We start from the raw sequence: 25,641 nt of genomic DNA on the forward strand, positions 1-25,641 counted from the left end.
GGGATTTCACGATACCGTCCTACGCGATTTCACCGAGTATAAAGGTCTGCGGCGCCATCATGCTGGGCAAAACCAGAAAGCGCCGGTAAGCCTCATGTTTCGTGTCGACCCCAAGAAAGCCTTTGAGGACCACTCGTCCCGCAACCCCGCTTCGGGTGACGCGCGGCTGTCAGACAGTGCCGAACGCATCATTTCTGCGCCGGTGGAGCGTACGCTTTCGGGCGCGGTAATTGCCGGGATTGCACAGATCATCGAAGCCGTGTTGCTGGCGCTGCTCGGCTATGGGATTCACCTCGCCTATGTAGAGCCCCGGCATGATGAGTTCTACATTCCGGTAATCCTCGCAAGCGTGCTGATTGCCAATATTGCGTTCAACGCTGTCCGATCGCACCGTATCGCCGCGTATCGTACGGCTATCCCGCAGATGGGACGTGTGCTTGGCGCCTGGGTTGGCGTCATGCTGATCCTGACGGTAGGTCTGTTCTTTTTCAAGGCCGGCGACATGGTCTCCCGAGTATGGCTGTTGAGCTGGTTTGTAAGCGGTGCTGCGCTGCTGGTGATCTATCGGCAGATCTTGCGTGGCCTTGTTCTGCGCTGGACAGCTCAGGGTCGCCTCAAGCGGCGAACGGTCATTGTCGGTGGTGGGGATGACGCGGCTGTTCTGATCGATCAGATTAAGGCCGGGGCGGAGAAAGATATTAACCTGCTTGGCCTGTTTGATGATCGCGTCGGCGAACGCTCGCCCGACATGGTTTCGGGCTATGAGAAGCTGGGCAAGGTCTCCGAACTCATCGAGTTTGCACGGCGCACGCCGGTGGACCTCGTGATCGTCTCCATGCCGCTCTCGGCCGAGAAACGGGTTCTCGACATGCTAACCCAGCTTTGGGTGCTGCCCGTCGATATCCGCCTTTCGGCGCATATGAGCAAGCTGCGCTTCACGGAAAAGGCCTATTCCTATGTCGGCGAACTTCCGGTGCTGGATATGGCCGATCGTCCGATCTCGGACTGGCACCTGGTCTTCAAATGGGTCTTCGACAAGACGGTCGCCCTGACGGCGCTGATCCTGCTTTCGCCAATCATGATCATGGCGGCCATCGCCATCAAGCTTGAGAGCAAAGGTCCGGTCTTCTTTGTCCAGAACCGGCACGGCTTCAACAATGAGCTGATCCGCATCTACAAGTTCCGCTCAATGCGAACCGACATGCTCGACAATGATGCGGCCAAGCTGGTGACCAAGGATGATCCGCGCGTCACCCGGGTTGGCAAATTCATCCGCCGCACCTCCATCGATGAGCTGCCGCAGATATTCAACGTGCTTAAAGGCGAGCTCTCAGTGGTCGGGCCCCGTCCCCATGCCTTGCAGGCCAAGGCCGCCAATCAGCTCTACTACGAGGCCGTGGAGGGCTATTTTGCGCGGCATCGCGTCAAGCCGGGGATGACCGGCTGGGCACAGATCAATGGATGGCGGGGGGAAACCGACACGATCGACAAGATCATGCAGCGGGTGAACCATGACCTCTATTATATCGAGCATTGGTCGATCCTGTTCGATCTCTACATTGTCCTGATGACGCCGCTGCGTCTGTTCACCTCGGAAAACGCCTATTAGTCATAAGACAAACGTCATTGCCTTGCGCCTTGCCGGAACGTGTGCATTGGCTCGCCAAAGGCGATGCGCGGCCCCTTCCTTGACGAAATGGCCGTCGACACTGCCGAAGTGTCCGCAATTATCGTCGGACTGGCGGTGAAAGTCGTGACATCGCAGCGGCCGGCCAGACATCAGGGCCAGATGGCGCCCGAAAGATAGCGTTGCGCCAGTTCCACGGTGCCCTCTGCAAACCCGTCGACATGCGTCTGCGCCAAGTTGGTTTCCGAGTGCGATCCAATCCAGGCCAGCAGAGCCATGCGGCGCAGCATCACCATGGATTCGAGCATATCGATATCTTCTGTGGAAAGTGGGCGAATGACTTGGTACGCCTCGAGCCACGCGGCCTTGAGCGCCGGCACCGCCTTATGCGTCTCATGAAATGAAATGGCCGCGGCAAAATCGTAGCCGAACCAGCAGAACCCGCAATCATCGAAATCGATCAGGGAGACTCGATCACCCTCGACCAGCAGGTTGCCCAGTCGCATATCTGCGTGGATCAGGCCGTAACGGTCCGCCCCCGTGCCGTAGTCAGCCAGGCGCTGCCGCAACAGTAATTGTGCGCGATCGAGCACGTCGCGCACCTCCGTGGTCACACCCGGCGCCGTGCGCCAGTCGCCCCACAGCCCATCGACGTCAAGGATGGCGTCGGCCGTCCAAGCCTGACGCTCGAAACCTGCTGGGAGCGGCCAGTCTATGACATGTTTGTGCAGGCCTGCCGCATAGCGGCCGAGCACTGCGAAGAGGTCGACCAGATTGCTTTCCGGCGTCGGCTCATGTCCGGGAATGAAGTGGAAAAGGACCGCGTGAAGGACGTCGCCAGCCGCCGTTTTGAAGCGTTGCAGCAACCTGCCATCCTTGCCGGCAATGGGCTCGGGGATGAGCAGATCTGTCTGCCGATGCAGCGCCGCGAGCCAGGCCAGCTCGCTTTCGATATTAGCCACGCTCTGATAGGCCGGTCGGTGTACGCGCAGACAATAGGCTTCGCCCTGTGGCGCCGAAAAAAGAAATGTGTGATTTTCGGAATGGTTGATCAGCCGTCCCTGAGCGCCTGCCAACTCGACCCAGTGGGCGATGGCGTTATCCAGGTCGCTCAACTGTAGCGGCATGGCCGGCTCCGGCTTGGGCACAACGCTACCGGCCCCAGGAAGTCGTTTCAGAGTGAATGGTCGGAGCGGCCGGATTTGAACCGACGACCCTTTGTCCCCCAGACAAATGCGCTACCAGGCTGCGCTACGCCCCGACTGCGCGGAGACATAGAGATTCCGGGCCTTTAGCGCAACCCCGTTTTTGAAGTGGGTGTGAACAAACCAGAACAAAATGGGTCTGAATTGCAGGGCGCGGGACAAAAAGTCCCACGGGTATAGGCGTGTCATTCCCGGTTCGTTCCACGCAGTTGGAACAAGCGTCGGTTACGGATGCGTGCGAAAGTTGGCGTGGCCTCAACCGCTCGGCATGTAGAGCAGAAAGGCTGGCTTGGCGCCAAAGCCCCGAAGAATCATACTGGTATCCACAAATTGTCCGCAATTCGCCCCAGCCCGGCTCACCGCCGACGCGATTGTTGTCAACTTACGCCATCAATGGGCAGCAGATCGAGAAATTGGTCGATCGAAGCGGTTCGCGCCAGCGTTTGAAGGCCCCTTTTCAAACCGCAAGGTCAAGAAGGAAAACCACAACTGCGCCTATATGTCCCTTGCGCTGAGCGGAATTAATAAGGCCCGTCCATGAAAAACAACGAAGTGCCCACGAGCGATCTCAAGGTGTCCAGCGTCAGGTTAATGCGCGTTGCCAAGATGGACAATGCTGAAATCCGCGACCTGTACGATACCGCCCGCGATGTCGACATTCACCGTCTTCGACCATACCTACGTCTATGGCGGCGAGCGCCATCGATGCGAAGAGCGCTTCGGCGAGGCGGTGACACTTTCGCCTACCGAGCGCGAAGCGATCTTCATTCAGAGCACGGCCGGCATCCGACACGGCAGGTTCGATTTTTCCCGCGACCACATCCTCAAGACCTTCGACGAATCCTTGGCGGCCAGACTGATTATCTCGACGCCTTGCTGCTGCATCGCCCAGACGCGCTGGTCAGTCCGAGGAGGTCGTCGAGCTATCGACAATCTCGAAGCATCCGGCAAGGTTTGCGGCGGGCACGGAGGTCAAACTGACGCGCGAAGGATGGTACAGCCTGTTCGGGGCTGCCGGTCACATCGTCCCCTGATCACGCGCCCTCGGTGGGTTGTCCTCTGACGATCGACCAAGGGACCGTTATCAGCTGCTGATTGGGTATGAAACGAAGGCCAGCCGCTGGCTGTCCGGCGCCCAGGAATTGACATTGATGGTCCCCTGCCCGCCGAAGAAGCGCGCTAACACGCTGTGGTCGCCACCATCCGGAGCCATCAGTCGCAACTCGACATCCTTGTCCGGCGGATGCCCGACCGTGCCTTCAGGATAGCTGAGATAAACCAGGTGCTGTCCATCGGGCGAGATGTGCGGAAACCAGTTAACCCGACTGTCGAAGGTCAACTGCTCGAGGCCGCTGCCATCGTCAGACTTTATGCGGAAAATCTGTGCATGCCCGGGCTGAGATGCCGCCAGTTCGGAATTGAAATAGAGCCAGACGCCATCCGGTGAATATTCGGGGCCGTCGTTTGGCACTTTCACATTGGTGATCCGCTCGTCGGGACCGCCTACCGCAGGGATGGTGAAGATATTGACCATTCGTTCGCCGGCAGGACTTTCAACAGCGACGTAGGACAAGGTCTCACCATCCGGCGAGATGCCGTGCAGGTAGTAGTGATGCGGGGTTGCGTGTTCGTTTGATACTCGGCGCGGCGTCCCGCCCACGAGCGGCACCGCGTAAAGGTGACCATCATCGGAGCTCACATAAGCGGTCGATCCGTCCGGCGAGAGCACATGGTCATTGTTGAGATCGGCCAGATCGCCGGTATCGATGAGTTCCGGCTGGCCACCCGTGACAGCAATACGGAATAGTTTGCCGCCGGCATTGAACACCAGCCAGTTTCCGTCCGGCGTCCAGTTTGGCGCTTCGATCACTTCGTCGGCGGTGAAGATCACCTGCTGATTGCCGTCCAAGTCAATGATTGTCAGCTCTGCGGATTGGTCTTGGCCGAGGCTGCGACCGCGGCGAGGAAACTTGAAGCTCATGCTATATCCTGAGTGGATGATGCCGTTGATGCGGATTAGACCGGGTCAAGGCCATCGCGGAAATCGTTGAGGGCAGCATCGACCGAAGAGGGCGCGTCAATCCACTCCTGCAAAGGCTTTCCGAATACCGGGTCTCGCTCAGGAATAGGCAGCATCATGATGCGCTTCGCAGCTGCGCGGCGGGTTTCTTCGGTGATGTGGTTCTCCTGGATATTGTCCCAGTCGCGCCCATCGGGGTAGCCGCCCACAACCATGACATCGTCAGACTGATCGACCATGGCATGTGACACTCCAGCGGGCATCAGCACGACATCGCCAGCCGAGAATTTCAGACGCTGCCCGCCCTTGCCGAACAGGTCAAGCACCATCCAGCCAGCCGCCACACCCAGACATTCATGTGTGGTGGAATGGAAGTGCGGATAGTTGTAGATGCCCGGATAGCGCCAATTATTCAGCCAGCCACAGGCGCGGAAGCGCGCGCGCACCGCCTCTTCGCCACCACCTTCGACGCCATTGCGATAAACCAGAAGCGGAAAACGGCTGTTGGGCAGCATGCCACTGGGTTTGGACCAATGGGATTCTGTAGAATGGACCATGTTGTCCTCCTCTTTCGGCGACACGCCGGTTCCAGCCAAATGTGGTGGCTACAGCCCCAACACCTTGAGGTGCTCGATAGAGCGGCGCGCGAAGGCCTGCCAGTCACTGGGGTTGTCGTGTTCGGTAACTATATGATCGGCTCTGGTCTTGCGGAACAGCGGGACCAGCGCCGTCCAGTCGATTATGCCATCACCCGTGGCGGTCCAGCCATCATCCTCTTTGGTGCCAAGCGGAGCGGTGTCCTTGGTCTGGATGACGACGATCCGGTCGGCAAACTTCTCCAACTCCACGGCAGGGTCCGCACCGGCGCGCACGATCCACCCGCAGTCAATCTCGAATTTCACATCTGAGCCGCCAGCATCGAAGATATGATCGATAGGACGCGATCCATCCTCAAGCGGCACAAACTCGAAATCGTGATTGTGCCAGGCCACTTGCAGGCCATGCCTGGCAGCCGCCTCGGCGCCGCGTGCCAGCTTTTCTCCAAGTCCGCGCCAGTAGGCGACGGTCGGCTCACGCTCTTCGGCGGTGACATAGGGCGGGATCAGGTAGGTGGCGCCCAATGTCTGGGCGATCTCGATGAACCTGTCCGGTTCATTGACCAGGCCGGACAATGGCATGTGGAAGCCATAACAACCCAGCCCTGCATCATCGAGCCGTCGCCGGAACAGCGCTGGGTTTTCTTCATAGGCAGGCAGCCACGGCTCGATGGCATCGTAGCCCATGTCCTTGAGAATGGGGAGCTGGTCGGCCAGCGGCGGAAAGTTGCGTGATGAATAGAGCTGATAGGCTTTGCGGTAGGTCATCGAATAATCCGGTAGATTGAGAGGCGCCGCCTTCGCGCAGCGCGCTCAGCGCAGATCAGGGCTGGGCTTCTTTGTCTTTGTCGAATTCGAGCAATTCGATCATCACGCCCAGATCCTTGACCGTGTCGTAGTAGGCGTAGCGACCATGGCTGCCATCGAACTCGCCCCGCTGCAGCAGCTTGTGGCCCTTTGACTCCAGATAGGCATCGCGCTTGGTCAGATTCCTGGTGCGGAACGCGATATGGTGACAGCCGGGACCTTTCTCTTCGAGCAGATCGCGCCATGCGCTTTTTTCCGGACCAGGTTGGAGAAACTCGACATCGATGTTGCCGAACTTGAACATCATGATCCGGCAGCCGACCTCGGCTGACTGGCCATTGTAGATGGCCTTGGCTTCCTCCGGTTCGGCCGCCCTGCCCTCCTGGGGCATAGGTTTTCCGGTGAGGTCCGAGAACCACTGGGCCGATTTGACCACATCGTCGGTGACGAAGCAGATCTGCATCACTTCGTCTTCATCAAGCAGGCGCTTGTCCATGTTCGTTTTCCGTTGCGTTGGCGGGTGCCGGGCGGCCCGGAGCCCAAAGGCTCCGGGTCGCCAGACGTCGCTGGGAGGGAAGTAGGCGTTAGCCCAGGATGGTTTCGTAGCTGTCCTGGATCTGCGCAATGGCGTCGTCCACGCTCATGGACGGGTCGCTCCAGAAGTTGAACACGACATCCCAGAGCGAGTTCTGCCAGTCGGCGTCGACAGTCGAATGCGGGTTCGGCACTTGATGGTCCGCGTCTTCGAGAATGCGGAGCACTTCGACCGAGCAGGCGTCCAACACTTCGGAGGGTGCATCGAGCCGGGTCGGAGTCGAGCCCTTGGCGCTGGCGAAGTCGGCCTGTACCTGGGGGTCGGCAACGACTGCGGCGAAGTCGAGTTCAGCCGCGTCCACTTCATCTGGCTGACCGCCCAGAATGCCCCAGCTGTCAACGGTGACCGGCACAGCCTTGGCGCCCGGAATCTGGATACAGCCGAAATCGGTCCCGGCAGTCTTGCCGGCCGCGTTCCATTCACCCTTCATCCAGTCGCCATGGATCTGCATCAGGGCCTGGCCAGTGATCACCATGTTGGTAGTCACATTCCATTCGCGGTTGGCCGAGCCTTCATCGGCCTCTTGTTGGAAGCGGCGCAGCGTTTCGAGCAGCGTCCGCATTTCGTCGCTGTCGAGAACCGATGGATCTGGTTCGCCGCCATAAATGGCGTTGTAGAATTCGGGGCCACCGGTGGCTGCGGCCAGGGCATGCACCAGATAGCCGACCTGCCACTGCTGGCCGCCAATCGCGACCGGGATATAGCCCGCGTCACGCACCTTCTGGAAATCGGCGAACATGGCATCAAGCGAGTCCCAGGCGGTCGGATCGACCCCGGCATCCGCGGCAACTTCCATGTTGTAGTAGGCCATGCCATCGATATGGATGGCCGTGGGGATCTTCATGATCTCGCCGTCTACGGTGATCGAGCTGACCACGGAAGACGGGAAATGTTCGAGAATTCCCTGCTTCTTGAAGAACTCGGTCAGCGGCCGTGCTAGGCCAAGAGCGGCCAGATCGCGATAGACCCCGGGGCTGGATTCGAGGAACACATTGGGCGGCGTGCCGCCGGTGACCAGGTTCATCAGGTTCACGTTGGAACCGGTATTGTGCGGAATGGCAATGTCCGTCCAGGTGTGGCCCTTTGCTTCGAGGCCATCTTTGAGAACGTTAAGTGCTGCCACTTCCGGGCCCGAAGACCAATTGTGGTAGATGATGAGGTCCGTGGCATTGGCCGCGGAGCTGAGCATGAGAGCAGCGGTGACGCCACCCAGGATCGACTTCAACATCTTGGTTTCCTCCCTAATGATGTTGGCTAAATCCGCCGCCCGGTCTGGGCGTCGAAAAGGTTGACCTTGCCGGACATGAACTGCACCGGCACGGTGCTACCGACGTTGAGGCCTGCTGCGAGGTCAGGAGCGACCCGGAGCGCAAGCATTTCGTCTTCGAAGGTCAGGTATAGTGTCGCATCCGATCCAGTGCGCTCAGCCGACAGCACCGGTAAAGAGAACTGGCTCGCGCCCCCGCCAGCCGGCGCGCCGACCGTGAAATGTTCGGGGCGCATCCCCACCACAATCGGCAGCCCGTCCTTGGCCCGGCCCTGGAACGGATAGTCCGAGACATCCAGGCGCATACCGGAGGTAAACACGGCTTCGATCTTTCCCTCCTTCACGGCCAGCGTCGCGGCACGCATATTCATGGCGGGGGCACCAATGAACCCGGCGACGAACAGGTTGGCGGGATACTCATAGACTTCGTCAGGCGTTCCGAATTGCTGGATCACCCCGCCATCCATCACAGCAATCTTGGTCGCCATGGTCATGGCTTCGATCTGATCGTGCGTGACGTAAACGACGGTCGAACTCAGTTCGTCATGCAGCTTCTTGATCTCCAACCGCATCTCGGTGCGCAGCTTGGCATCGAGGTTGCTCAGCGGCTCGTCAAAGAGAAAGACATCGACCTTCTTGATGATGGCCCGACCAATGGCGACGCGCTGGCGCTGTCCACCCGAGAGCTGGGCCGGCTTGCGATCCAGTAGAGGCTCGATCTGCAGCATTCTCGCGACCCAGGCGATGCGACGCTCGACTTCTTCGCTGGGCAGCTTGCTGGCCGCCAGCCCGAACTTGAGATTCCCCCGCACGGTCTTGGTCGGATAGAGCGCATAGGACTGGAACACCATGGCCAGCCCGCGATCCTTGGGATCGAGCTCGGTGACATCCCTCTCGCCGATCATGATGCGGCCATCGCTGACTTCCAGCAGGCCGGCCAGCAGGTTGAGCAAGGTGGTCTTGCCGCAACCGGATGGCCCGAGCAGCACCAGGAAATCACCGTCCTCGATGGAAAGGTTCAGGTCGTCCAGCACGGTGACCGCGCCATAACGCTTGACGATATGCTCGAAACTGACGGCAGGCATTGGCACTAACCCTTGATGGCGCCGGCGGTCACGCCCTGGACGAAGAGCTTGCCGACGAGGAAATAGACGACGAGAGGCGGAATGGCCGTGAGCAGCGCTGCCGCCATGTTGTGGGCATAGTTGGTCGTGCCCGTGGAAATGGTGATCAGATTGGCCAGATTGACAGTCATGGGCTGGCCGGTAAGGCCGCCGAAGGTCACCCCGATCAGGTAATCGTTCCAAATATTGGTGATCTGCAGGATCAGCACCACGATCAGGATATTGCCGCTCATGGGCACGATGATCTCGAAGAAGATGCGCCAGAACGAGCCCGAGTCCATCATCGCCGCCGACATGATCTCGGTGGGAATATCCTTGTAGTAATTGCGGAAGATCAGCGTCAGCACCGGCATGGCCAGCACGGCATGGATCACCGCAACCGCCCAGAGCGTGCCGTAGATCTTGGTGGTCGTGGTCATCACGATCAGCGGATACATGATGATCTGGAAGGGCACGAAGGCGCAGATGAACAGCAGGAACAGGAAGCCCCCGGCCCAGCGCACATTCCACAAGGCCAGGGCAAACCCGGTGACCATGGCCAGCGAAATCGACAGGATCAGCGAAGGAAAGAGAATCGAGACCGAATTCCAGAAGCCGACCTTGAGACCGTCGCACTTGATGCCCGAACAGGCATGGTTCCAGGCGTGATCCCAGGCTTCCAGCGTCCAGATATGGGGCAGCGTGAAGATCGCGCCTTCGCGGATCTGATCCATGGTCTTGAACGAGGTGACCACCACCACATAAAGCGGCACACAGAAGAACAGGGCACAGATGGTCAGGAAGACCAGAACTGCAATGGAGCGCGGGGTGATACCCTTTTTCTTGCGTACGAAATAGGGCGCCCGGGTCACCGGCACTTCGCCGGCGATAGCCGCACGTTCGGAAACGGAAACTTGGCTCATCGGGCGGCCTCCCGCTTGCGCTGTTGCCACACGGTGAGGGCAACCAAAGGAATGAAAACGACCAGAGTGATCACCAGCATCATCACCGCTGCGGCCGAGGCGTAGCCGAGATTGGACTTGGCCGAGAGGGCGTTGATGGTGAAATAGGCCGGCACCCAGGTGCTCTGTCCCGGACCGCCATTGGTCATGGCAACGACCACGTCATAGGCCTTGATGACGCCGAGCGAGAGCAGAATGGCGCAGGTGATGAAGGTGAACTTCATCATCGGAATGATGATCTCGACATAGACCCGCCAGAGGGGTACGCCGTCGAGCTTTGCAGCGCTCCAGATCTCGGTATTAATGCCTTTAAGGCCAGCCAGCATGAGCGCCATGTAGAAGCCGGCGCTCTGCCAGACCGAAGCCAGAATGATGGCGTACATCGCCGTATCGCCTTGGGCGAGCCAGTTGAAATCCACGTCCCAACCGAGGCTGCGCAGGAAGCTCTGCGCGCCCAGCGTCGGATTGAGGATCCAGCGCCAGGCGGCGCCTGTGACGATCAGCGACACCGCCAGCGGATAAAGAAAGACCGTACGAAAGAAGCTTTCGCCGCGCTTTTCCTTGTCGATCATCGCGGCGAGAATGAAGCCGAAGACAATGGCCAGCGCGCTGCCCAGGCCGAGCACAATCAGATTGCGGAGCGAAATCTCCCATCCGGTATCGCGAAACAGACGGTCATACTGCCGACCCCACTCGGACCAGTCGATGCCATATTCCGGCAGGCGGCGGCTGCGCGTGAATGAGAGATAGATGGTCCAGCCAATCGACCCGACAAACGCAACCGCGGTGATAACCAAGGCCGGCGTCAGGGCAAGTTGGGGCGCTATGCGGCTCCAGCGCATGAAGGTCCTCCCACTGACCCGGCCGCCCTGCAATCAGAGTTCTTATCCGGGTGTTGTATTAGCGTTAATCTAGAGGCATAATTTGCAGAACGTCAACCGGCCAATGGCAAAAATGCAGCATTTTCGCGCCGGGGCACCGATGAGCATGTTTCCTGGGAGGAATTAAGTTTGAAACTACATGATGTTATGCCACGCCTCGGTTTCGGGACCTATGGTCGCTGGAACGCCGAAGGCATCGAAGCCATCCTGTGCGCCCTGGAGGCCGGCTACCGTCACCTGGACACAGCGCAAACCTATGACACCGAGACCGAGGTCGGCACCGCCCTTAAACAGTCTGGACTGGCGCGTGACGAGGTGTTCCTGACCACCAAGATTTCCACCGACAATTATGGCGAAGGCCGCCTGACCCCATCCCTCGAAGAGAGCCTGGTTCGGCTGGACGTCGACCAGGTAGATCTGACGCTGCTGCACTGGCCCTCCCCCAACGGCACCCAACCCCTGGCGGAATATCTTGAGCCCCTGCTGGAGGCGCAGGATAGCGGACTGACCCGGTTTGTTGGCGTCTCCAACTTCACCATCGCCCTGCTTGACCAAGCCCGCTCCATAGCCGGCGAGGGTCGCATCGCGACCAACCAAGTTGAACTCAACCCATTCATCCAAAACAAGAAATTGGCTAAGTATTGCGTCGACCACGGCATCCTGGTGACATGCTATCAACCGATAGCGCATGGACGATTGGGCGATGACGCTGTGCTGGTCGACATGGCAGAACGCTATAATTCCAGCCCCGAGCAACTCGCTCTCGCCTTTGAACTGGCCAAGGGATATGCCGCCATTCCCACCTCAGGAAAACCGGAACGAATTGTCTCGAATTTTTCAGCACAACGCTTGCAATTGTCGCCCGAAGACATCGCACTGATCGAGACGCGAGATCGCAACCTGCGCGCCATTGCGCCCGATTGGGGCCCGGATTGGGACTGAGCCGGCCAAGTTGACAGTATCGGCGCAAACTGCCATGACGCAGCGTATTAACGATCATACAACGTCAGCGAGGCTGACCTTGTTCACAGCAGCCCAAAGGGCCAGGAGGATATTATGCTTGGTGTCGTCGGCATTGGCCATGTAGCGATCAAGGTCACGGATCTGGACCGGTCGCTCGACTTCTATCGCGACCGCCTCGGTTTCCCAGAAATGCTGCGCCTCAAGCACGACAATGGCGAGACCTGGCTGGTCTATCTGCGCATAACCGACGATCAGTATCTTGAAATCTTTCCCGGCGCCGAGAACGATCGGGCCCCCGGCTGGAATGCCAATGGCGTGAACCACATGTGCTTCACGATCGAGGACCTGGACGGCACGACTGAGCGGGTCAAGGCGGCCGGCATTGCCCTGACCTCAGAGATCAAGCCTGGCCTCGATGGAAACCGCCAGGCGTGGATCGAGGACCCGGACGGCAACCGGATCGAACTGATGGAAATGGCGCAGGATTGCCTGCAATTACAGGCCATTCGCCGCTTGCACCAAGAGCCGGCATAATCCATTCAATCGCATCGATCGCACCGCGAATGGGGGACGAGGCAGCTTGGGCAGACCGATTGTTCGATTGAAGGATGTTGCAGACAAGACCGGCTTCTCAGTGAACACGGTCAGTCTCGCCCTGCGCGGCAGCCCCCGCATTCCCGAGGACACTGCCATCCGCATCCGCGATGCCGCGCGCGACCTCAACTACATGCCCAACCAGGTGGCCAAATCCCTGGTCAGCCGGGAAACCAAGACCATCGGGCTGGTCCTGACCGACATCACCAACCCTGCGCTGACCCAGGCCGCCCAGTCCATCGAACTCGCCCTTGCCGAACGGGGCTACTCCACCCTTTTCGCCACCTCCAACAATGATCTGGATGAGGAAAAACGGGTCATTGCCATGTTCCAGTCGCGCCAGGTAGACGGCATGTTGATCTACCCGCGCAGCCACCGGGAACTCGATCATATTCGGCAATTGCGTCGGGCCCATTATCCGGTTGTCCTGCTGGTTGCTGATCCAGACGCGGGTGTGGATGCCGTCTCGGTCGACGAGCGGCGTGGTGCCTATCGCGCCGTGCGCCATCTGATTGAGATGGGACACAAGCGGATTGGAATCATCGATAGCTCCAACCCGATGGGCAATCACGAAAAACGCGATGGATATGTTGCCGCGCTCACGGAAGCGGGATTGAGTCCCGACCCGACTTTGTCTGCCGATCCGCAGGGGCACTCCGTCATCCGGGGCTATTGGGCCATGGACAAGCTGATGCGCCTGGCCGACCGCCCTTCGGCGGTCTTCACGGCTAACGATTCCCTGGCCCTTGGCGCGCTACGCTGGACCCAAAAGAATGGTCTTCAGGTGCCGGAAGATGTCGCCATCGTAGGCTTCGACAACATCGAGTTCGCAGAGCACGCCGCAACACCTCTGACCAGTGTAAACTACGAGATCCGGCTGGTGACCGATCTGGCGGTGGCCCGCCTGATCGAACTGATTGGCACCGAAGGCGCCTTGCCCGAGCCTAACGTCACCTTGATCGATCCCGAATTGATTGTCAGGGAAAGCACGCAGCGGCGCCTTTAGGGGCCCGGACCTTAGTGTCGAGATACCTTCCTTCGCGCATGCTCTCCCCCTAGCGAACGGCAGGGCGCCTGGCGAGGCGGGAGCCGAGCAGTTCGCCGTGTTCGCTCAGTATCGAATAGGCGATGCCGCAGATCAGCGAATTGATGCGGCGCAGCGAGCGGACGGTCTCGAGGTGTAGTTCGCTGGTTTCGAAACTGTTGGGATTGCCCGAACGCAGGCGGGAGAAATGTCCGCCCATGCTCTGACGCTCCATGACGCCGACCGCATCCTTTTCGGCCACCAATTGTCGCGCTGATTCCAGATCTTCGGAGATCAGCACGTTGAGGGCCAATTGCAGATTGCTCAGGACGCGGGCGTGAAGATCGATGAGCTCGGCCCAGCCTTCTTCTGAAAAGGTCAGGCGCCTTGCGACCAATTGGTCGGCGACCCGCAGGATGGGGCGGGCAATGATATCGGCTGCCTGTTCGAGACTGACGGCATAATTGCTCAGGCCTGAGGCGCGAGCAGTCTGGCTCTCGTCCATCAGTTCCCAGTCGAGTTGGGCCAAGAACAACTTGATCGATGAATTGGATTGATCCACCTCGGGCTCCAGACCCTTGACTCGGCGGATGGCAATCTTGTCGCCGGATTTGAGGATCTCGATGACAGGTTGCAGCATGACCTCGACCATTTCACTCATGCGCAGCAATTCCCGGGTGGCGCTGGCGAGAGCCATGTCGACATTGCCCCTGTGGCCGCCTGACAGAGCGGTCAGACGGAAACGGGCGACGTCGCCGCCGTCTCCAGCCGGCGCATCCAGCACGAGCCGGTTCAACAGGGCAGAAACGGGCGCCGAGAGCGGCAGACCGATGAGCATGACGACGAAGTTGAAGACGATATGGAGCAGGCTGGCCTGCTGGCCGACATTGCCTGGCAGACCAATGGCCGAAAGAGGCCAGATCTGCAGAAGAACAAGACACGTCATCGCCGCCCCGCCGCGCAGCATGAGCGCGCCAATGGCGATGCGGCGCGCCCGCACATCGCCACCCCGGGTCATGCCGTAGGCGATCAATGTACCGCCAAGATTGGCGCCCAGCACCAATGCCGTGGCGATCTCCAGCGGAATGATGCCAGCCGCTCCGAAGGTGATGATGACCAGCACGCTGGCCACCGAAGAATAAGACAGCCAGGTCACCAGGGCCGCTATGAGAAAGCCCGTCCACGGATCGTTCTTGAGATAATTCACCGCCGTACCGAGCAATTCGCTGTCACGCCATGGGGCTGTGGCCTCCGAGACCATCTGCAGGGACAGGAGGACGAAGGCGATGCCCAGTACCATGCGCCCCATTTGCTTGGTGCGGCGCTCATTACCACGCAGGAACAATACACCCCCGACGATGATCAGTGGCGCGATGAGGAGCGAGAGGTCAAATGAGAGAATGCTCGCGACAATGGCAGAGCCGAAATAGGCGCCGAGCACCAGGGCCAGACCGGTGGCGCCAGCCAGCAAACCGCCAGAGGCAAACCCCGACGCCAGCGCTGCCACGGCGGTCGAGCTTTGCAGAGCGACCGCCATCACCGCGCCAACAGATGCCGCCGCCAGCGCGCTTTTCTCCGCCCGGGCCAGTGTGCGTTTCAACTGGGCGGAGTAGGCCCGCTCGACCGCGGTGCGCACCATGCGAACGGCCCAGAGCAGCAGGACAATGGCAGCCACCAGGTGCACAATTATGAAGTACATTCAGTCTCCTCGCCCTCCGACTCTAGCATTCGCAGCCCGCTATCTCATCATGTTCAGATGAACATACCTTTGCAATGCGCTGCAGCCATCGTTGTGAACATTTGGCACGCGCACGACTGACACAACTCAACATATTGATATTTCATGGGCTTATCGAAAGGCATGAGCGCAGAACTGCTGCTTGAATGTTCAAATGAACAATTTTTGGTTGCAAATGTGACATGGCTCGGCTCCAATTCGGCCTCGTCCTGAGGCAGGGAGGCCTCAGCGAAACACATAAAAGGGAGAGAGCATGTTCAAGAACGCATTGTTCCTGTCAGCGGGACTGGCTGCGATGATTACCGCAACGCCGAGCTTCGCTCAGACAGAAATCGCCTGGTGGCACGCCATGGACGCCGAACTGGGCCAGCGGCTGGAAGCCATTGCCCAGGGCTTCAACGACAGCCAGGACGAATTTGTCGTGGTCCCAAGTTACAAGGGCACCTACCCCGAGACACTCACCGCAGCGATTGCAGCGTTCCGGGCCAATGAACAGCCCGCCATTGTGCAGGTCTTTGAAGTCGGCACCGGCACGATGATGGCCGCCGAAGGCGCAGTAAATCCGGTCTATCAGCTAATGGCCGAGAATGGCGAGCCATGGGATCCAAGTGGGTTCCTGGCGCCAGTCACCGGCTATTACTCGGATACCGATGGCAACATCCTGTCCATGCCGTTCAACTCTTCCACCCCGATCATGTATTACAACAAGGACGTGTTCGCCGCAGCGGGCCTCGATCCCGAAACGCCGCCCAAGACTTGGGGCGAGCTGGAAACGATGAGCCGGCAAATAATGGAATCTGGTGCTGCTCCCTGCGGCTTTACCACTGGTTGGGTAAGCTGGGTGCAGCTCGAAAACCTCTCGGCCATCCATGACCAGCCCTATGGCACGATGGAGAACGGCTTCGGCGGTTTGGGCACCGAGTTCACATTCAATGGCCCGGTGCAGGTCAAACACTGGGAGAACCTCAAGAAATGGGCCGATGAAGGCCTGTTCGAATATGGGGGACCGGTGGGTGGTGGCGACGCACCGCCGAAGTTCTACTCGCAGGAATGCGCCATCTACATGAACTCTTCGGCCTCGCGCGCCGGCGTGATCAACAATTCGGGCGATTTCGAAGTCGGCTTTGCCCCCCTGCCCTATTACGAAGACGAGATCGATGAACCGAAAAACTCGATCATCGGCGGCGCTACGCTTTGGGCGCTCAATGGCAAGGACCCGGCAGTTTATGAAGGTGTTGCTCAGTTCTTTACCTATCTCTCAAGCCCGGAAGTCCAGGCCGAGTGGCACCAGGCAACCGGCTACCTGCCGATTACCAATGCCGCTTACGAGTTGGGTAAGGAGCAGGGCTACTACGAAGCCAATCCAGGCTCGGAAATCGCCATCAACCAGATCACGCGCGGCACGCCCTCGGCCAATTCTAAGGGTCTTCGCTTCGGCAATCTGACCCAGGTCAGGACTGTGATCGATGAAGAGTTCGAAGCGCTGCTCTCGGGCGACAAGTCGGCCCAGGAGGCCCTCGATGCCGCCGTCGAACGCGGCAACCAGATCCTGCGCGACTTCGAAGCGGCCAATAGCTGAACCTCCCCGGATTGTCCCGCTGACTGCAGGCGGGACGATCCACCCGGGCGGCCGACAAGCCGCCCGGACCTTCCAGTCGTGACCATCGGGGGAGCTCTCGGCCCATGCAAACCAAGCGCACAATCTTTCCAAACAAGCTGTTGCCCTATGCGCTGTTGGCGCCGCAACTGGCCGTGACGCTGATCTTTTTCATCTGGCCTGCTGCCCAGGCGGTCAAATCGTCCTTTGAGCGCGAAGACCCGTTTGGGTTCCGCACGACTTTCATCTGGTTCGAGAACTACACGCGACTGTTTTCCGAGCCCGGTTACCTCAACTCTCTCACCAAGACAGCGGTGTTCGCGATTTCGGTGACGCTGCTGTCGATGAGCCTGTCGCTGCTGCTGGCGGTGGCGGTCAACCGTGTGCTGAAATCCAATCGCGCCTATACGACTCTTCTTGTCTGGCCCTATGCAGTGGCCCCGGTAGTCGTGGGCATCTTGTGGTGGTTCATGTTCAACCCCACGATCGGCATCGCGCCCTACATGCTGCGTGGCCTGGGGATCGACTGGAACCATCGCGTCGATGGCAATCAGGCGATGATCCTCGTCGTGATTGCAGCGAGCTGGAAACAGATTTCGTACAATTTCCTGTTCTTCGTCGCCGGGCTGCAGTCAGTGCCGCAATCGCTCAATGAAGCAGCGGCCATTGATGGCGCCGGTCCCTTCAAACGGTTCTGGACCATTGTCTTTCCGCTCCTTTCGCCGACGACCTTCTTTCTGCTGATCGTCAACATCAACTACGCCATGTTCGACACATTCGGCCTGATCGACGCCACCACCAGTGGCGGGCCAAACCAAGCGACGAACATCCTGGTCTACAAGGTTTATGCCGACGGTTTCCTCGGCCTCAATATCGGTTCTTCGGCCGCCCAGTCGGTCGTGCTGATGCTGATTGTCATCGCCCTCACCGCAATCCAGTTCCGCTATATCGAGCGGCGCGTTCAATATTAAGGAGCCAAGAGAATGGTCGAAAATCGCCCCTGGCTCAGCCTGCTCACCCATCTGGTGCTGATCGTCGGCGTCGTTGTTGTCGTCTTCCCCGTCTATCTCGCCTTCATTGCCTCGACGCATGGCAGCGGGGACTTCATGCGCGGGCTCGTGCCCCTGCTGCCCGGTCCGCACATGCTGGAAAATTACGGCCGCATGCTCACCCAGGGCATTTCCACGGCCGGCGCGCCGCCAGTATCGATCATGCTGATGAACTCGACGATCATCGCCATCGTGATTGCCGTGGGCAAGATCGCCATCTCGCTGCTCTCGGCCTATGCGATCGTGTTCTTCAAGTTCCCGTTCCGGCTGCTGGCGTTCTGGATCATCTTCATCACCCTGATGCTGCCGGTCGAGGTGCGCATCATCCCCACCTTTGCGGTGGTCGCCAATCTGGGGCTGCTCAATTCCTATGTCGGACTAACGCTGCCGCTCATTGCCTCGGCGACCGCTACGTTCCTGTTCCGCCAGTTCTTCCTCACCGTACCTGACGAACTGATGGAGGCGGCGCGAGTTGATGGAGCGGGCCCCATGAAGTTCTTCCGCGACATCCTGTTGCCGCTCTCGCGCACCAATATTGCGGCTCTGTTCGTCATCCTCTTCATTTATGGCTGGGTGCAGTATCTCTGGCCGCTGCTCGTGACCACCGACAGCCGCTATTACACGGTGGTCATGGGCATCAAGCGCCTGGCAGCGACCGCCGATTCCGAACCCCTGTGGAACCTCGTCATGGCCTCGGTGATCCTGGCCATGCTGCCCCCCGTCCTTGTCGTCATCTTCATGCAGCGCCTGTTCGTCAAGGGCCTCGTGGATACGGAGAAATAAGCCATGGCCACGATCGATCTGATCGACCTCAAGAAGAACTACGGCAATGTCCAGGCCGTCAAAGGTGTCAATCTCAACGTTGCCGATGGCGAGTTGATCGTCCTCGTGGGCCCCTCGGGCTGCGGCAAGTCCACATTGCTTCGCATGGTGGCCGGGCTCGAAACCGTCACCTCCGGCCGCATCGAGATCGGCGGCAAGGACGTGGTGCGTGCCGAACCGGCCGAGCGTGATATCGCCATGGTGTTTCAGAACTATGCGCTTTATCCGCATATGAGCGTGCGCGGAAACCTGGAATACGGCCTGAAGAACCGCGGGACGCCGCGCGCGGAAATCGACCGCCGGGTGCAGGATGCGGCCGACATTCTCGAAATCGGACCGCTTCTCGAGCGCAAGCCACGCCAGCTTTCAGGCGGCCAGCGGCAGCGCGTCGCCATGGGCCGCGCCATTGTGCGTGAGCCGGCTGCGTTTCTGTTCGACGAACCCCTGTCCAACCTCGACGCCAAGCTGCGCGTGCAGATGCGGGTGGAAATCCGGCGGCTGCAACGCCGCCTCAAAACCACGAGCCTCTATGTAACCCACGACCAGCTCGAAGCCATGACCCTGGCCGACCGGCTAGTGGTGATGAATGGTGGTCTGGTCGAGCAGATCGGCACGCCCACCGAAGTCTATGACCGTCCGGCAACGCTATTTGTCGCCGGCTTTATTGGCTCACCGCCGATGAACCTGATCCCGGCAGCCTCCCTCTCGGGCGGCGAGAATGCGGGGGCGCTGAACCTGGATGCGGACACCGACATTGTCGGGCTACGGCCGGACCAGCTCCATATCGAGCGACCCGACGGAAATGCCCTGTCGCTGGCAGGCACGGTGGAATTGCTTGAGCCGGTCGGCGGCGAGAGCCATCTGCATGTTCAAATCCCAGGCACGGAGCAGCCGATCATTCTGACGGTGCAGGGACGGCCGCAACTGGCGGAGGGCGAGACTATTACGGTCTATGCCCGCCCTGAGCACATCCACCCCTTCAACCAGCAAACAGGCCGGCGGACAGACGCCAGCTAGACGGCGCAAGCAGAGGCACACTTGGACACTCCAGCACGCATCAAGACAATCCAGACCATGCCCAGACCCAGACCAGATCAGGTGCAGGCCCATCGCGGCGCCTCGGCCCTCGCACCGGAAAACACCTTTGCGGCGTTCCGCAAGGCCGCCGAGCAGGGGGCCAAATGGGTTGAGCTGGACGTCGCCCTGTTGGGCGACGGGACCCTGGTGGTGATCCATGATGTCACGATCGACCGCACAACGTCGGGAAGCGGCGCGCTCAGCGACATGGGGCGCGCGGATCTGGATGGGCTGGATGCGGGAAGCTGGTTCGACGACGCGTTTGTCGGGGAGCCGCTGCCGACCCTTGATGCGGTCATTGTGGAACTGGGTGAACTGGGCCTCAACGCCAATGTCGAGATCAAGCAGCACGCCCATCACCGATCGTTGGATCAATTGGTGCGGACGGTGCAGGCGGCCATCGCTCGGCGCGCGCCGCGGACCGAGATCATGATATCGAGCTTCGATCCGGAGGCCCTGCGGGCCATGCACAAGCTGGAACCAGCGCTGGAAATGGCCATGCTTTGGGAACGTCCGCCGGAGGACTGGGAGACGCAACTGGCGGCGATTCCGGCAAGCACTATTCACATGCACTACAAGGCCCTCAGCATTGGCCTGCTGAAGGAAACCAGCAAACGCGGCATCAAGGTGCGCGCCTGGACCTGCAACAATCCAGTGCAACTGATGTCATTCTGGGATGCCGGTCTGGCGGGCGTCATTACCGACGATCCCAGCCTGTTCCTCGCATAGCAAAGGGCGCCCCGGTCATGCTTTCGGACCGACAACGAGATATGTTGACGCTGATCGAGGCGGAAGGCACTCAATATATCGAGCAGCTTGCGGCGCGGTACGAGCTGACGACTCAGACGATCAGACGCGACATCAACGCGCTATGCGACCTGGGCTATGCACGCCGGTTTCACGGCGGGGTGGATGTTCCGGTCGGGGCCCGCAATATTTCGGTCAACGCCCGTGCCGTTCTCAACAGCGATGCAAAGCAGCGCATCGCGAACCGCGTCGCCGAGGCCATTCCGTCCGGCTCGACCGTGTTTCTCGGCATTGGCACCACGGTACAATTCGTGGCCACGGCCCTGCGTGACCATCAGAGCCTGAGGGTCGTCACCAATAATATGGACGTCGCCCTGACCCTGAGTGACGCGCCACAGATCGAGGTGCATATGACCGGGGGCATCATGCGCCATAATGACCGCGACGTCGTGGGCGCCGATGTACTGCACTATTTCGACAAATTCTACGCCTCTCACGCTGTGATCGGCGCCGGCGCGCTAAATGCCGGCAAAGGCATATTGGATTACAGCTACTCGGAAGCACAGGTGACCATGAAGCTGGTGGAGAATGCCCGCCAGCAGTTTCTTGTCGCGGATATGAGCAAATGGTTGCGGGACGCCTCGGTGCGGGTGGTCCCGTTTTCGGACGTTTCGCACATCTTTACCGACGCACTGCCCGATCAGGAACGGGTGCACAAAAGCCTCGAAGCGTCCGGTATCCGGGTTGAAATCTGCGGGGGCGATTTGTGAAGTTCCGAGGCCCGTCCCCGCAGCCTGCCGAATTGCGTGGCGTGCGCTACTTGTTCACCGATGTCGACGACACGCTGACCACAGGCGGGCGCCTGCTGCCGCAGACCTTCCAGGCGCTCTGGGACCTGCACGATGCGGGGGTGTCGGTAATCCCGGTGACCGGCGGCTCGGCGGGCTGGTGCGAGCATATGGTGCGGGCATGGCCGGTTGCAGCCGCAATCGGCGAAAGTGGCGCCTTCTTGATGACCAGCAAAGGCAACACGGCACAGATACAGTTCTGGGAGGACGAGGTGTTGCAGGCGCGGCGACAGCAGCACCATCTCGAGGCCGTGCGCCCGCTGCTGGGAGAGTTCCGGTTCGCCCATGACCAAAGGCTCAGGGTCGCCGATGTGGCTATAGACATCGTCGGCAAGGCACGATCGGAGGTCGAAGCGCTGGCACAGCAGATCCGGGAGATCGGCGGAACGGTTGCCATCAGTTCGGTGCACATCAACACCTGGATCGGCGCTTACAACAAGCAGACCATGAGCGAGCGCCTGCTAGCTCAATGGGGCATCATGGCACAGGAGATTACCGACACGGTGAGCTTCGTCGGAGACTCACGCAATGACGCGCCCATGTTCGCGATGGTGACTAAGTCCTTTGGCGTTGCGAACATCGGCCCGGTGCTCGAGCACCTGCCGACGCCGCCACGCTGGATATCCACCGGTGAGGCGGGTATCGGCTTCGTCGAGATCGCGCAGGCGATCATCGCCGCGCGGACAGCAAGCACGCCGCTATAGTGGCATAAGCGCCGCTCGACGTTGGCCGCTTGTTCAATACCGACCGACGTGCCTGCGTCGGCAGGATGGGGATCGACGCAGGCGCAGAATGCACTACACTTCGTCCTAGAACATTTTGCGTTCACGGTTGCCGTGGGCGGGACAAGGAGGGAGCAAAGCATGGATCACGAAGAAGACCCCGGGCTCGATTTCATCGAAGGTTTTTCGCTGCTGGCCGGTGCGATCTGGATTATCGGCGCGCTGCTGCTTGCCGCGATGGTAATGCTGGGGCTAGGGCGAGTCTAAGTTTCAGATGCAGAGCTGACGGCTCTGAAATCGTCGCTGCGCTCCAGGCAGGCCGCATAGAATGTGCCCAGGCGCGCATCCACGGCCAAGGCGGCACGACGGCAGGCATCAAGGCTAAGGGTCGGATCTCCGCCAGTTCTGAGGTGCGTGACCAAATCATCATGAGCCGCTTTTAACGTAGCGAAAGCGCCACTTTGACGTATTTTGGCATCGCCGATCAGGATGTGGATTGGCTCGCGTCCGCTCATGCCCTTGAGCTCGACAGCGCCTGCGGGCAATAGCGCAAGGTCGGCGGCCGCCGCAGCCGTCGTTTCGTTGATCAGTATGTCATAGCCGACCGCGCGGCAGCTTCCTTCGATGCGGCTGGCGACATTGACCGTATCGCCGATGCAGGAATAGTCGAAGCGCCGCTCAAAACCCATATTGCCGACCAGCGCAGGACCGGTGGCTATCCCGATACCGATGGCAATGGGCTCATTGCTGGAGGCGTTGAGCTGTTCAAGGGCTTCGCGCATGGACAGCGCGGCCAGACAAGCGCGCGTCGCATGACGCTCGACATCGACCGGGGCGTTCCAGAAGGCCATGACGGCATCGCCCATGAACTTATCAATTGTACCCTGCTCAGCAACGATGGCTTGGCCCAGGGCGGCAAAAAGCCGGTTGAGGATCGCGACCAGCCCGGCCGGTGTGGTGCGCTCGGCGAGCGCGGAGAAATTGCGCACGTCGGAGAACATCACGGTCAGTTCGCGCAGATCCCCGCCGAGCTTGAGCAGCCGCCCATCGGCCTCGATGCGAGTCAGCAATGACGGTTCGACATAGTGGGCAAAGGCGCGGCGAATACGGCGGCGGTCCGCATCGGTAACGGCAAAGCGGAAAAAGGCCATGGCGGCATAGAGCAGCAACGCGCCAAACAGGGCGAAGCTGGGGTCAATCAGCAGATGTGGCTGGGCAAAGGCCCACCAGCTTGCCGCCAGGAGCAGGCCGGCAATCAATAGCGAAATGACAAGCCCGACAATCGGTCCTGTGATGATTACAGCCAGGACAATCAGCAGCCCCGCAACAGCGAAAACGACCATCTCCAGCCCGCCGACCCAATCGGCCCGATCAAGGAAAGTGCCGGTCAGCATCTGTTCGAGTGCCTGGGCATGGATGGACACCCCGGGCACGGCCGTCCCCAAGGCACTGGCGCGAATGTCGAGCAGCCCGCTGGCCGATGTGCCGATCAGCACTATGTGTCCGGCGATCTGCGGCGCCAGGTCACGATAGCCATCGACCAGCAGTTCACGGGCCGGAACATAGATCTCGTCTGGCAGATGGCGATAATAGATCCAGATGCCACCGCTCGGTCCCGTTGGCACGGCAAAATCGCCAATGCGAAGCTGTTCGACCGTTCCTGCCCCGGAGCTGTCCCCAATCACGACGAGTGTCGACACGCCCAGCGCCACCCGGAGGGCTTCGGCGGAAAGCGATGGCAGCACCGCATCGCCACTGCGCCAGAGCATGGGCAGGCGGCGCGCCACCCCTGCCCCTTCGCGGTCCAGGCTGGCGACGCCCAGACCGCGCGCCGCTTGGGCCAGAACCGGCAAGGGCTGGGCGGCGCCGCCCAGGTGCGGCACCTTTGCCAACGGATCGTCGCCCGTCATTGCAAGCCCGGATTTAGGCTCCAGACCGACAACGGCAGCGCGCCCACTTTGGGCAAGGGTGAGGACAGTCGGGCCGGCCGACAGCGCATCGGCGAACATTGCATCATAGTCTTCTCTGCCATCGGCATAGGCCGAGGGCGATAGTCTATCCGGCTCGCTGAACAGCAGGTCGAAAACGACGGCGGCCGCGCCCAGTTCGGTCAGGCGGTCAGAAATGTCCGCCATGGCCGTTCTTGGCCAGGGCCACTGTCCCTGTTCGGCAAGGGAAGTCTCGTCGATATCGATGATGCGAACGGGCAGGTCGGGTGGAGCCTCGCGCGGTCGCAATTGCTGGAACAGATCGAAAGTGGTCTCGCGTGCGACCTGCACCGGATATGGATCGGCGGCCCGCAATAGTGTCAATCCGGCAATGACCGTCAGGCCGAAGAGCAGTGCAAGCCAGCCGCGCCTGCCCATGCCCTAGTTGTACCGGCTGTCGGCCACGATGGGGCGCTCGCGCACCTCGCGGCGGAAGTCACTGGGGGACATGCCCGATATCTTGCGGAAAGACTTGTTGAAGGCGCTGAGCGAGCCAAATCCGCTATCCATGGCAACGGCGAGAACGCTGGTCTCATCACGCATCAGCAGCGCCTGGGCATAGGAGAGACGCATGAGGTTGATGTAATCATTCAGCGTCATGCCGGTGCATCTCTTGAATACGGTCATGGCGTATTTGGGATGGATGTCGGCGGCCACCGCGATATCTACCGAATCGATCTCCTCGCGGAAATTGTCAGCGATGAAATCGCAGATGCGGACCACGATAGGGGACGTATGCTGGTCGAGCCCGCCATTGTCGGAGACCGGTCGGGTTTCGGGCAGTAGGCAATAGGGCGAGAAGCGCAGCCGTTCGATGCGCAACAGGAGTTCGTCGACGGCAAGGCTGGCTTTCATCGGATCGCCGGAGCGGGCGTAGTCTACCCAGCGCTCGAAATTGATCGGGTCGGCCGCGTCGGTCGCATTGGATACAAGGGTCGCCCCCTGCATCAAACGGGCCTGAACGTCTGCCGGCAGACGGAGGCGGAAGAAATGGACCAGTGGCAAGTGCCCGCCGGCATAGACAAGGTCCGCGGACGCATCATCGAGGCGATGGGGCTGTCCGCCCCAGAACAGGGCAAAATCCCCAGCCTCGAAGCGCGCTTCATGCCCCGCCATATGGTAGTGCGCCCAGCCGCGCACGACATAGTTGACCTCGACCTGCGCGTGCCAATGGTCCGCCCGCATCAGGCGTGGCGTGGTATGAAACATCTGCAGCGCCGTCGGCAGGCGTTCAACGCCATTGGGACGAGGCTCGTAAAAAAGGCCAGTATCCATCTTACTTTCCGCCCGGTCCGCATACCCGAAATCGGGGTATGCCACTTGCGGGCGCGCTAACTTAGAAATCACTTGGCGCAAGAGCAATTGAAAAGCTTGTCTTTGGACAGGCCGTTCGCGCCTGCCGGGCATAA

General features: G+C 60.1%; 25 protein-coding genes and 1 tRNA gene. 13 read left to right on the forward strand and 13 right to left on the reverse strand.

From position 1 onward, the window contains the following. Positions 1 to 94 precede the first annotated feature (94 nt). Complete coding sequence (locus GGR20_RS01980) at positions 95 to 1,609, forward strand: undecaprenyl-phosphate glucose phosphotransferase (protein ID WP_183309543.1); 1,515 nt, start codon at positions 95 to 97, stop codon at positions 1,607 to 1,609. A gap of 170 nt (positions 1,610 to 1,779) precedes the next feature. Here the strand turns inward: GGR20_RS01980 and GGR20_RS01985 are convergent, their stop codons facing one another. Next, positions 1,780 to 2,754, reverse strand: a complete 975-nt coding sequence (locus GGR20_RS01985) for a phosphotransferase enzyme family protein (protein ID WP_183309544.1) — start codon at positions 2,752 to 2,754, stop codon at positions 1,780 to 1,782. A gap of 57 nt (positions 2,755 to 2,811) precedes the next feature. Further along, positions 2,812 to 2,888: transfer RNA gene (locus GGR20_RS01990), tRNA-Pro, on the reverse strand. Between the two features lie 593 nt (positions 2,889 to 3,481). Here GGR20_RS01990 and GGR20_RS01995 point away from each other — a divergent pair. Next, complete coding sequence (locus GGR20_RS01995) at positions 3,482 to 3,895, forward strand: aldo-keto reductase family protein (RefSeq protein ID WP_183309545.1); 414 nt, start codon at positions 3,482 to 3,484, stop codon at positions 3,893 to 3,895. A gap of 21 nt (positions 3,896 to 3,916) precedes the next feature. Here the strand turns inward: GGR20_RS01995 and GGR20_RS02000 are convergent, their stop codons facing one another. The 8 genes from GGR20_RS02000 to GGR20_RS02035 form a co-directional block, all read right to left on the reverse strand. Then, entirely contained in the window at positions 3,917 to 4,813 is an 897-nt protein-coding gene (locus GGR20_RS02000) for a TolB family protein (RefSeq protein WP_183309546.1), read from the reverse strand. 35 nt (positions 4,814 to 4,848) lie between these two features. Continuing rightward, complete coding sequence (locus tag GGR20_RS02005; protein ID WP_183309547.1) at positions 4,849 to 5,409, reverse strand: cupin domain-containing protein; 561 nt, start codon at positions 5,407 to 5,409, stop codon at positions 4,849 to 4,851. Positions 5,410 to 5,457: 48 nt separating this feature from the next. Next, entirely contained in the window at positions 5,458 to 6,216 is a 759-nt protein-coding gene (locus GGR20_RS02010; RefSeq protein ID WP_183309548.1) for a sugar phosphate isomerase/epimerase family protein, read from the reverse strand. Positions 6,217 to 6,271: 55 nt separating this feature from the next. Beyond that, positions 6,272 to 6,751 (reverse strand): VOC family protein, encoded by a 480-nt coding sequence (locus GGR20_RS02015; protein WP_183309549.1) that lies wholly within the window; start codon positions 6,749 to 6,751, stop codon positions 6,272 to 6,274. 88 nt (positions 6,752 to 6,839) lie between these two features. Continuing rightward, positions 6,840 to 8,078: an ABC transporter substrate-binding protein gene (locus tag GGR20_RS02020; RefSeq protein WP_183309550.1), complete on the reverse strand. Its 1,239-nt coding sequence runs from the start codon at positions 8,076 to 8,078 to the stop codon at positions 6,840 to 6,842. Between the two features lie 26 nt (positions 8,079 to 8,104). Then, positions 8,105 to 9,202 carry an ABC transporter ATP-binding protein gene (locus tag GGR20_RS02025; RefSeq protein WP_183309551.1) on the reverse strand — a complete coding sequence of 366 codons (1,098 nt, stop codon included), beginning with the start codon at positions 9,200 to 9,202 and terminating at the stop codon, positions 8,105 to 8,107. A gap of 5 nt (positions 9,203 to 9,207) precedes the next feature. Next, positions 9,208 to 10,143 carry a carbohydrate ABC transporter permease gene (locus tag GGR20_RS02030; protein ID WP_183309552.1) on the reverse strand — a complete coding sequence of 312 codons (936 nt, stop codon included), beginning with the start codon at positions 10,141 to 10,143 and terminating at the stop codon, positions 9,208 to 9,210. Further along, on the reverse strand, positions 10,140 to 11,024 hold the full coding sequence (locus GGR20_RS02035) for a carbohydrate ABC transporter permease (RefSeq protein WP_183309553.1): 885 nt from the start codon (positions 11,022 to 11,024) through the stop codon (positions 10,140 to 10,142). The genes GGR20_RS02030 and GGR20_RS02035 overlap by 4 nt, the downstream gene beginning before the upstream one ends. Positions 11,025 to 11,192: 168 nt before the next feature. Here GGR20_RS02035 and GGR20_RS02040 point away from each other — a divergent pair, with 168 nt between their 5' ends. The 3 genes from GGR20_RS02040 to GGR20_RS02050 all read left to right on the forward strand — a co-directional run bounded on the left by GGR20_RS02040 (position 11,193) and on the right by GGR20_RS02050 (position 13,626). Next, on the forward strand, positions 11,193 to 12,005 hold the full coding sequence (locus GGR20_RS02040; RefSeq protein ID WP_210283031.1) for an aldo/keto reductase: 813 nt from the start codon (positions 11,193 to 11,195) through the stop codon (positions 12,003 to 12,005). A gap of 114 nt (positions 12,006 to 12,119) precedes the next feature. Further along, a complete protein-coding gene (locus GGR20_RS02045; protein ID WP_183309554.1) occupies positions 12,120 to 12,560 on the forward strand; it encodes a VOC family protein in 441 nt (146 codons plus the stop codon). Positions 12,561 to 12,606: 46 nt separating this feature from the next. Then, positions 12,607 to 13,626, forward strand: a complete 1,020-nt coding sequence (locus tag GGR20_RS02050; protein WP_183309555.1) for a LacI family DNA-binding transcriptional regulator — start codon at positions 12,607 to 12,609, stop codon at positions 13,624 to 13,626. Positions 13,627 to 13,675: 49 nt separating this feature from the next. Here GGR20_RS02050 and GGR20_RS02055 read toward each other — a convergent pair whose 3' ends face one another. Beyond that, a complete protein-coding gene (locus GGR20_RS02055; protein ID WP_183309556.1) occupies positions 13,676 to 15,343 on the reverse strand; it encodes a Na/Pi cotransporter family protein in 1,668 nt (555 codons plus the stop codon). A 292-nt stretch (positions 15,344 to 15,635) separates the two neighbouring features. On the opposite strand from GGR20_RS02055, the gene ugpB reads away from it, so the two are divergent. From ugpB to GGR20_RS18900, 8 genes are all read left to right on the forward strand, one after another. Continuing rightward, positions 15,636 to 16,961 (forward strand): sn-glycerol-3-phosphate ABC transporter substrate-binding protein UgpB, encoded by a 1,326-nt coding sequence (gene ugpB / locus GGR20_RS02060; RefSeq protein WP_183309557.1) that lies wholly within the window; start codon positions 15,636 to 15,638, stop codon positions 16,959 to 16,961. Between the two features lie 104 nt (positions 16,962 to 17,065). Continuing rightward, complete coding sequence (ugpA, locus tag GGR20_RS02065) at positions 17,066 to 17,950, forward strand: sn-glycerol-3-phosphate ABC transporter permease UgpA (protein WP_183309558.1); 885 nt, start codon at positions 17,066 to 17,068, stop codon at positions 17,948 to 17,950. A 12-nt stretch (positions 17,951 to 17,962) separates the two neighbouring features. Then, positions 17,963 to 18,811: a sn-glycerol-3-phosphate ABC transporter permease UgpE gene (gene ugpE / locus GGR20_RS02070; RefSeq protein ID WP_183309559.1), complete on the forward strand. Its 849-nt coding sequence runs from the start codon at positions 17,963 to 17,965 to the stop codon at positions 18,809 to 18,811. Between the two features lie 3 nt (positions 18,812 to 18,814). Beyond that, entirely contained in the window at positions 18,815 to 19,867 is a 1,053-nt protein-coding gene (locus GGR20_RS02075) for a sn-glycerol-3-phosphate import ATP-binding protein UgpC (protein WP_183309560.1), read from the forward strand. A gap of 39 nt (positions 19,868 to 19,906) precedes the next feature. Continuing rightward, positions 19,907 to 20,656, forward strand: coding sequence for a glycerophosphoryl diester phosphodiesterase (locus GGR20_RS02080; protein WP_420827423.1), 750 nt, complete (start codon positions 19,907 to 19,909; stop codon positions 20,654 to 20,656). 41 nt (positions 20,657 to 20,697) lie between these two features. Then, positions 20,698 to 21,444, forward strand: a complete 747-nt coding sequence (locus GGR20_RS02085; protein WP_246349359.1) for a DeoR/GlpR family DNA-binding transcription regulator — start codon at positions 20,698 to 20,700, stop codon at positions 21,442 to 21,444. Continuing rightward, on the forward strand, positions 21,441 to 22,226 hold the full coding sequence (locus GGR20_RS02090; RefSeq protein WP_183309563.1) for an HAD family hydrolase: 786 nt from the start codon (positions 21,441 to 21,443) through the stop codon (positions 22,224 to 22,226). Before GGR20_RS02085 ends, GGR20_RS02090 begins: the two co-directional genes overlap by 4 nt. 159 nt (positions 22,227 to 22,385) lie before the next feature. Beyond that, positions 22,386 to 22,511, forward strand: coding sequence for a hypothetical protein (locus tag GGR20_RS18900; RefSeq protein ID WP_276511859.1), 126 nt, complete (start codon positions 22,386 to 22,388; stop codon positions 22,509 to 22,511). On the opposite strand, the gene GGR20_RS02095 is transcribed toward GGR20_RS18900, so the two are convergent. Next, complete coding sequence (locus GGR20_RS02095) at positions 22,508 to 24,610, reverse strand: CHASE2 domain-containing protein (RefSeq protein WP_183309564.1); 2,103 nt, start codon at positions 24,608 to 24,610, stop codon at positions 22,508 to 22,510. The two genes, GGR20_RS18900 and GGR20_RS02095, sit on opposite strands and share 4 nt — an antisense overlap. Before the next feature lie 3 nt (positions 24,611 to 24,613). Beyond that, a complete protein-coding gene (locus tag GGR20_RS02100; protein ID WP_183309565.1) occupies positions 24,614 to 25,507 on the reverse strand; it encodes a helix-turn-helix domain-containing protein in 894 nt (297 codons plus the stop codon). Positions 25,508 to 25,641 lie beyond the last annotated feature (134 nt).

This window comes from Devosia subaequoris, from assembly GCF_014197055.1.
GTDB classification, from domain to species: Bacteria; Pseudomonadota; Alphaproteobacteria; order Rhizobiales; family Devosiaceae; genus Devosia; species Devosia subaequoris.